Annotated in this window: 5 protein-coding genes; 3 read left to right on the top strand and 2 right to left on the bottom strand. The window is 45.7% G+C overall.

All coding sequences use genetic code 11. The features are described 5' to 3' along the window. Nucleotides 1-155: 155 nt before the first annotated feature. Nucleotides 156-1145 (bottom strand): DUF6377 domain-containing protein, encoded by a 990-nt coding sequence (locus tag KSW37_RS14675; RefSeq protein ID WP_217315091.1) that lies wholly within the window; start codon nucleotides 1143-1145, stop codon nucleotides 156-158. 2 nt (nucleotides 1146-1147) lie between these two features. Beyond that, nucleotides 1148-1792, bottom strand: a complete 645-nt coding sequence (locus tag KSW37_RS14670) for a hypothetical protein (protein ID WP_217315090.1) — start codon at nucleotides 1790-1792, stop codon at nucleotides 1148-1150. 217 nt (nucleotides 1793-2009) lie between these two features. Here KSW37_RS14670 and KSW37_RS14665 point away from each other — a divergent pair, with 217 nt between their 5' ends. From KSW37_RS14665 to nhaD, 3 genes are all read left to right on the top strand, one after another. After that, nucleotides 2010-4112, top strand: a complete 2103-nt coding sequence (locus KSW37_RS14665) for a glycoside hydrolase family 97 protein (protein ID WP_217315088.1) — start codon at nucleotides 2010-2012, stop codon at nucleotides 4110-4112. 64 nt (nucleotides 4113-4176) lie between these two features. Beyond that, a complete protein-coding gene (locus tag KSW37_RS14660) occupies nucleotides 4177-5904 on the top strand; it encodes an alpha-amylase family glycosyl hydrolase (protein WP_153138835.1) in 1728 nt (575 codons plus the stop codon). 378 nt (nucleotides 5905-6282) lie between these two features. Beyond that, on the top strand, nucleotides 6283-7653 hold the full coding sequence (nhaD, locus tag KSW37_RS14655; RefSeq protein WP_217315086.1) for a sodium:proton antiporter NhaD: 1371 nt from the start codon (nucleotides 6283-6285) through the stop codon (nucleotides 7651-7653). Nucleotides 7654-7796 lie beyond the last annotated feature (143 nt).

Here is a 7796-nt window from a genome sequence, read left to right as displayed (position 1 = left end):
AAGTAAACGATTTCATACAATTATAATAAGGAATCGTGTGGTTATTGCTTTTCTTTTTTTCTCGTCAATTGCAGATAATTAAAAAATCCCGACAGGTATATTGTTGCCTGTCGGGATTTGTTGTTATATAAATAGGTATCTTATTCTTTCTCTCATCAGTCGGCTATCACCATGCAGAGTCTGAGCACATTTTCCTCGAAGTGCTCCTTGTCTATGGCATTGTTCTTGAGCAGGGAACGGTAGTTGTATATGGTTTGTGGCGAATAAGACAGGATGCCGGCTATCTTTGAACTTTCGGTGATGCCTAATCTTAACAGGGCGCACACACGGAGGATAGGGGGCATTTCTCCATTCTCTTTCAGCTGGATGTGTGCCGATTCTGTAAGCTGCTTGTTCAGCTCGGTTATAAAAGTTGGGTACAGAGACAGGAATGCCTTGTCGAATTCCGTCAGAAACTCCTTGTTCTCTTTCTCTGTATTGGTTGAGGAAGAAAGGAGGCTCAGCAGCTCCTTACTCTGGTTGGCCTTGATCTTTCTTACTGCCAAGGTGCGCAGTTTGCTGTTTCTCTCTATGTTCTTATAGCACAGGTCAATATACACCTTTACCAGTCTCTCGCGCTTCTGGTTGGTGTCCTTCAGTTCGTCGTTGATGAGGTGCAACTGGCTGTTGAGAACTTCCATTTTTGCCGATGTAGCCGTGATTTCGTCTTTCTTCTGTTTCAGAAGTTTGTTCTTCTTACGGATGAACAGACTGCTAAGTCCCACTCCGAGCAAGAGCAGGAAAATGACCGACAGCGCAATGTAGAGCATGCTGTTGGTGGCTCTGATGTCATCTGTATAGGCATTGGTAATCATCTGCAATTTGGATGAAATCTCAATGCGGCGCAACCGGTTGTTGTATGCATAAGCATCTTCCAGGGATAGGTTGATGTATTCCTGGGCTTTGTTCAGACTTCTGGTCTTATGTTTGTAGATGAAGAGTGCGATGTCTTGCAGGGCTACGTTTTCTTTTGTTGCAGAAGTGATGTCTGAGATGGCTGCAACCAGGAGGTAATGCTCCATTAGCTCTAGGTTGTTGGCTTTCTGATAGATCTCAGAAAGCGCAAAGGCGGTCATGGCATGCAGCCGGCTATTGGCCTTTTCCATGCTCAGTGCTTTTTGTAGTATTGTATGGTCCTGTTATTGTTGGGATGATTGCTGTAATAGTATAATTCTCCCAACAGATAGTAATAGAATGCATCTTTCTTTGGAGATAGTTCTATTGCTTTCTTCAGGTAATTCACTTTTAGCTGGTTGTAATTCTTGCTGAATTCATTGTTTTCACAATAGGTTGACCAGTTGTTGTATAGTTCGTAAAGAGTATAATAATATAGGAACTGGTAGTCATGCGAATCTTCTTGAGGTTCTATCTTCTGAAGAATTTCCTTTGCTTCTGCATAGAATCCACGTGTGATCAATAGCCTGGTTTGGCTAAGCTGGAATCTTTTGTTAAATAAGATATTGTTATTCTTTTGGGCAAGGATAAGACCTTTGTTTACGTAGGTCATCGCCGAGTCGTATTCGTAGGCTTTGTATTCGTTGGCGAGTTGTTCGTATAGTTTTAATTTGTCTTCGTTGCTGGTAACATACTTGGCTCCTTGCTTGATTTCGTTTAAGCTTTTCTCTTTTAACTCTACATAATGGGCACGTTGTGCCAGGGCAGCATCCAGTTGCTTGTATAGCTGGTTGTTGTCTCCTTTTACGTATATCGGCTGTATCATCAGGGTGATGATTATAATGATAAGATGTCTCATATTTCCTATGTTTTTAGATTCCGCTGCAAAAATAATAAAAAACATTGAGAATCTCGCATCTACTAGCCGCTTTTTTTTGAGAATTCGCAAAGTCTTGATATTCAGAGTTGTGAGATTGGTTCTAGATACCGACAATCTACCAAAAGCCTACTATTCGCACCAACTTATTGATTTTTGCCGTACTTTTGCAGCAACAAACAATTTTAAACAAAAAAATATGAAAAAACTCTTTTTGCTCGCAAGCCTTCTCATGGCTTTTGGCATCTCAGCAGATGCAGGAGACATCACTTCTCCTAACGGACAAATCAAGGTGAACTTCACTTTGGATGGCACTGTGCCTACCTATAGTGTGACCTATCAGGGCAAGACCATCATCAAGCCTAGCCGTCTGGGTTATCAGCTCGCCAAGGGCGGCAAAGATGGCAAGGACCTGCTTGCCGATTTTAGTGTTATCGATGAGAAGACTTCCACTTTCGACGAGACCTGGACTCCTGTTTGGGGAGAGAACAAGTCTATTCGCAATCATTATAATGATATGCTGGTAGAGTTGAAGCAGAATTCTACAGATAGTTATATGAATGTCCGCTTCCGTGTTTATGACGATGGAGTAGGATTGCGCTATGAGTTCCCTCAGAAAGGCAATCTCAACTACTTTACCATCAAGGAAGAGCGTACAGAATTTGCCATGACGGGCGATCATACCGCCTGGTGGATTCCAGGTGATTACGATACCCAGGAGTATGAATACACCAAGACCCGTCTGTCGGGCATCCGTCCAGCTTTGCATGCTGCTGTCAGCAGCAATCTCTCACAGACTGTCTTTTCAGATACCGGTGTACAGACCTCACTCCAGTTGAAGACTGATGATGGTATCTACATCAACCTGCATGAGGCTGCCCTGGTGGATTATCCTGCCATGCATCTGAACCTGAATGACAAGACCATGACTTTTACCTCTTGGCTTACCCCTGATGCACAGGGTATGAAGGGATATATGCAGACTCCGTTCAAGAGCCCTTGGCGTACGATGGTCATTACAGATGATGCCCGCAAGGTGTTGTCTTCCAACCTGATTCTCAATCTTAATGAGCCTTGCAAGATCAAGGATACCTCCTGGATTCATCCTGTGAAGTACGTGGGTGTATGGTGGGAGATGATTTCCGGTAAGGGTGAGTGGGCTTATACCCATGATTATCCTACCGTGAAGTTGGATGGAACCGACTATGTACATGCCAAGCCATCGGGCAAGCATTCTGCCAACAATGCCAATGTGCGCCGTTACATCGACTTTGCTGCAGCCCATGGTTTCGATGCAGTCCTGGTAGAAGGATGGAACATCGGTTGGGAAGACTGGAGTGGCTATATGAAGGAAAAGGTATTCGATTTCCTGACTCCATATCCTGATTTCGACATCAAGGCGCTCAATGAGTATGCGCATTCCAAGGGTGTGAAGCTCATCATGCATCATGAGACCTCTTCTTCTGTAATGAACTACGAGAAGTATATGGACAGAGCTTACCAGTTGATGAAGGATTATGGCTACGATGCAGTGAAGAGCGGTTATGTGGGCAACATCATTCCTCGTGGCGAGCATCACTACAGTCAGTTGGAAATCAATCACTATCTGCATGCCATAACCCGTGCTGCCGATTATCACATCATGGTAAATGCCCATGAGGCTGTGCGTCCTACCGGTCTCTGCCGCACTTATCCTAACCTGATTGGCAACGAGAGTGCTCGCGGTACTGAATATCAGGCTTTCGGAGGTACCAAACCGGGACATACCGCCATCTTGCCTTTCACCCGTCTGCAGGGTGGTCCGATGGATTATACACCGGGTATCTTTGAAATGGATTGCGCCAATGGTTCTCATTGCAACTCTACCATCTGCGGTCAGTTGGCACTTTATGTAACGATGTACAGTCCGTTGCAGATGGCTGCCGATTTCCCTGAGAATTACGAGAAGCACATGGATGCCTTCCAGTTTATCAAGGATGTGGCTGTAGATTGGGACAAGTCTATCTATCTGGAGGCTGAACCAATGGAGTATATCACCGCTGCCCGCAAGGCAAAGGGTTCTGATAACTGGTTTGTCGGTGGCGTTACGGGCATGAAGGCTCATCAGTCTACCGTAAAGCTCGATTTCCTCGAGAAGGGCAAGAAGTATGTGGCTACCATCTATCAGGATGCAAAGAATGCCAACTACAAGACCAATCCGCAGGCTTATGTCATCACCAAGAAGATTGTAACCAGCAAGTCTGTCTTGAAGTTGAACTCCGTAGCAGGTGGCGGATTCGCAATTAGTATTCTTGCACAATAAAATGCAGGATTTTGAGTTATTATGAGAGAGTTTTCTGGAATTAATAATAATGCTTATGAAAAGAATGAATAAAATGTTGTTGGTTGCTGCCTTGGCGGCAACCACACTTTCTGCTCAGGCAGAACAGAAGAAGGGACCGGCTTGGTTGAGTGATGCACTTTTCTATCAGATTTATCCATCTTCCTATATGGATACTGATGGCAATGGTATTGGTGACCTGCCGGGTATCACTTCCAAGTTGGATTACATCAAGTCGCTGGGTGTGAACGCCCTCTGGCTCAATCCGATCTTTGAGTCGGGATGGTTTGATGGTGGCTATGATGTCATCGATTTCTACAAGGTAGATCCTCGATTCGGTACCAATACCGATTTGGTTACATTGGTCAATGAGGCCCATAAGCGTGGCATGAAGGTTTGTCTCGACCTGGTGGCAGGACATTCCAGCACCAAGTGTGCCTGGTTTAAGGAGTCTTCCGAGAAAGATCCTAACCAGCGTTACAGTGACTATTATATATGGATGAACGATATTCCTGAGAGCGAGAAGAAAGAAATAGAAGCCCGTCATCAGGAGGCAAGTCCGGAGTCTAGTACCCGAGGCAGATATGTGGAGGCGAATGCTCCTCGTGCCAAGTATTATGAGAAGAATTTCTTCGAGTGCCAGCCAGCCTTGAACTATGGCTTTGCTCATCCAGACCCAAATCATCCTTGGGAGCAGAGCGTAGATGCGCCTGGACCACAGGCTGTTCGCAGGGAGATACGTAACATCATGGCTTTCTGGTTTGATAAGGGTGTAGATGGATTCCGTGTTGATATGGCGTCATCGCTCATTAAGAACGACCCTGACAAGAAGGAGGTTTCCAAACTCTGGAATGAGATGCGTGCATGGAAGGACAAGTACTATCCTGAGACCGTCCTGATTTCAGAGTGGGCTAATCCGCAGCAAGCCATTCCTGCCGGCTTCAACATCGATTTCTACATCCATTTCGGTCTTAAGGGCTATGCCTCTCTGTTCTTCGACCGCAAGACTCCATGGGGCAAGTGGGAGCAGAGCTATCAGAACTGCTATTTCGACAAGCAGGGCAAGGGTTCGCTTAAGGAATTTAGCGAGAACTATACCAAGGCTTTCAATGCCACCAAGAATCTCGGCTACATCGCTGTTCCATCTGCCAACCACGATTACCAGCGTCCTAACATCGGTACCCGCAACACGCCAGACCAGTTGAAGGTGGCGATGACCTTCTTCCTCACCATGCCAGGTGTTCCATTTATCTATTATGGTGATGAGATTGGTATGAAGTATCAGATGAATCTCCCTAACAAGGAGGGTAGCAATGAGCGCTCTGGTACCCGCACTCCGATGCAGTGGACCAAGGGCAAGAATGCCGGCTTCTCAACGAGTGCGCCTGATAAACTCTACTTCCCTGTAGATACGGAAAACGGAAAGTTGACCGTTGAAGCTCAGCAGGGAGATCAGAATTCTCTGTTGTCATATACCCGTAAGCTGGCCGCTTTGCGTCATTCAGCCAAGGCTCTTGACAATGAGGGAGATTGGAAGCTCCTGAACCAGAAGGGTCAGGAATATCCGATGGTATATGAGCGCACTTTGGGTGATGAGAAGTATGTTGTTGTCGTGAATCCTGGTGCCAAGGCAGCCTCTCTCAACATCAGCTCTGTAGGTGGCAAGGCAGTTTCTGTTCTTTCTACAGGCAAGGTCGTATATAAATCAGGAAAGAAGATCGATGCCATCAAGGCTTCAGGCATTAGTGCCGCTGTATTCAAGGTGGCTAAGTAACCTGTGAACATGATTATTGCTAGCTTTATTAAATATCAGAATCCGCATGGATTTTAAGGAAGAATAAGAAAGAATACAAAAAGATAATCCGAAACAGAAGCGTTGTCAGCTATCTGTTTCGGATTTTTTTTGCATTTCCATAACGTTTTATATCTATTTCATGTTTTATGTTACATGTTTTATGAAATGCCTCAACCATACAGGGCGAAATCTGTTATTATTTAGGTTAAATCCGTAATAAAGTAAACGATTTCATACAATTATAATAAGGAATCGTGTGGTTATTGCTTTTCTTTTTGTATCTTTGCAGCCGTTTGGCAATTGTGAGTACCAAATCATATCTAAAGGAAAAGAATATCTAATAATAAATAAAAAGTAATGACTACACTTACAATTTCTATTATTGTCGTTTTCGTGCTCGGCTATGCACTCATAGCTACCGAAAGCTTGACTAAGGTAAACAAGGCAGCAATTGCCCTGTTGATGTTGGTAGGTTGTTGGACCCTCTACATGATGGATCCAATGCAGTATCTCCAGTTGATGCACCCTGATTATACAGGCGGTGCTGCTGGAATGGTGGAGAAGGTGACCGGAATCATCCAGGAACATCTGGGTGATACTGCCACAACACTCTTCTTCCTGATGGGTGCGATGACTATCGTGGAAATCGTTGACCAGAACGGCGGATTCAACTGGGTTCGCAAGGTGATGAAGACCAAGTCGAAGCGTGCGCTCCTCTGGCGTATCGCTGTCCTTACCTTCTTCCTCTCTGCAATCCTCGACAATCTGACCACCAGTATCGTGATGATTATGATTCTCCGAAAGCTCGTCACCGACCACAAGGACCGCATGGTTTATGCATCCCTCGTCATCATCGCAGCCAATTCGGGTGGTGCCTTCTCGCCAATCGGCGACGTTACCACCATCATGCTCTGGAACAAGGGATTGATTACCGCAGCCGGCGTTATCGCCGAAATCTTCATCCCGTCTGTGGTTTCCATGGTGATTCCTGCCCTCATCCTTCAGACCATGTTGAAGGGCGAACTCGTGATGCCTGAGGTTTCTGACCAGCAGAATGCATCGGTCAGCGATTTCACCGAAGGTCAGCGCAAGGCTGTGTTCTGGTTGGGAGTAGGCGGTTTGATCTTCGTTCCTATCTTCAAGAGTATCACCCACTTGCCTCCATTCGTAGGAATCCTCCTGGTATTGGGCGTTCTCTGGACTGCTACCGAAGTTTTCTATCGCAGTTTGCATCGTGGAGCTGATGCCGAGGGCACTCAGAAGCGAGTAACCAAGTTGCTTTCTCGTGTTGATATGAGTACCATCCTCTTCTTCCTCGGTATCCTGATGGCAGTATCCTGCCTGGCTGAGATTGGCGTGTTGACTGCTTTGGGTCAGGGCTTGAACGTCGTATTCGATGGCAACCACTACCTCGTAACTGGTATCATCGGTGTGCTTTCAAGTATTGTTGACAATGTGCCTTTGGTAGCCGGATGTATGGGAATGTATCCTGTGGCAGCTGTTGGTGATATGGCTGTGGATGGCGTCTTCTGGCAGTTGCTGGCCTACTGTGCCGGTGTAGGAGGTTCAATGCTGATTATCGGTAGTGCTGCTGGTGTGGTAGTAATGGGCTTGGAGAAGATTACCTTCGGTTGGTATATGAAGCATATCTCCTGGATTGCTTTCGTAGGTTACATCGCAGGTATCGTTTGCTACTGGTTCATCCGCACCTTCCTTTATGCTATCTAAAGGATAAGTGTTTTCAGATGTAGGCTCCACACGCCCTGAAAGGGCAGAAGCCCCTAGCCCAGGGAGGGCACTGAAAAAGTCCCTTCATGGGTTATGTTAGTTTAACATTCGATCTTTGAAATAGTGTACCCAAAAGTTGCATA

Source organism: Segatella copri, assembly GCF_019127135.1.
In the GTDB taxonomy this organism is placed as follows: Bacteria; Bacteroidota; Bacteroidia; order Bacteroidales; family Bacteroidaceae; genus Prevotella.
The sequence above is the reverse complement of the archived record's forward strand: the minus strand, read 5'-3'. Positions and strand labels throughout refer to the sequence as shown.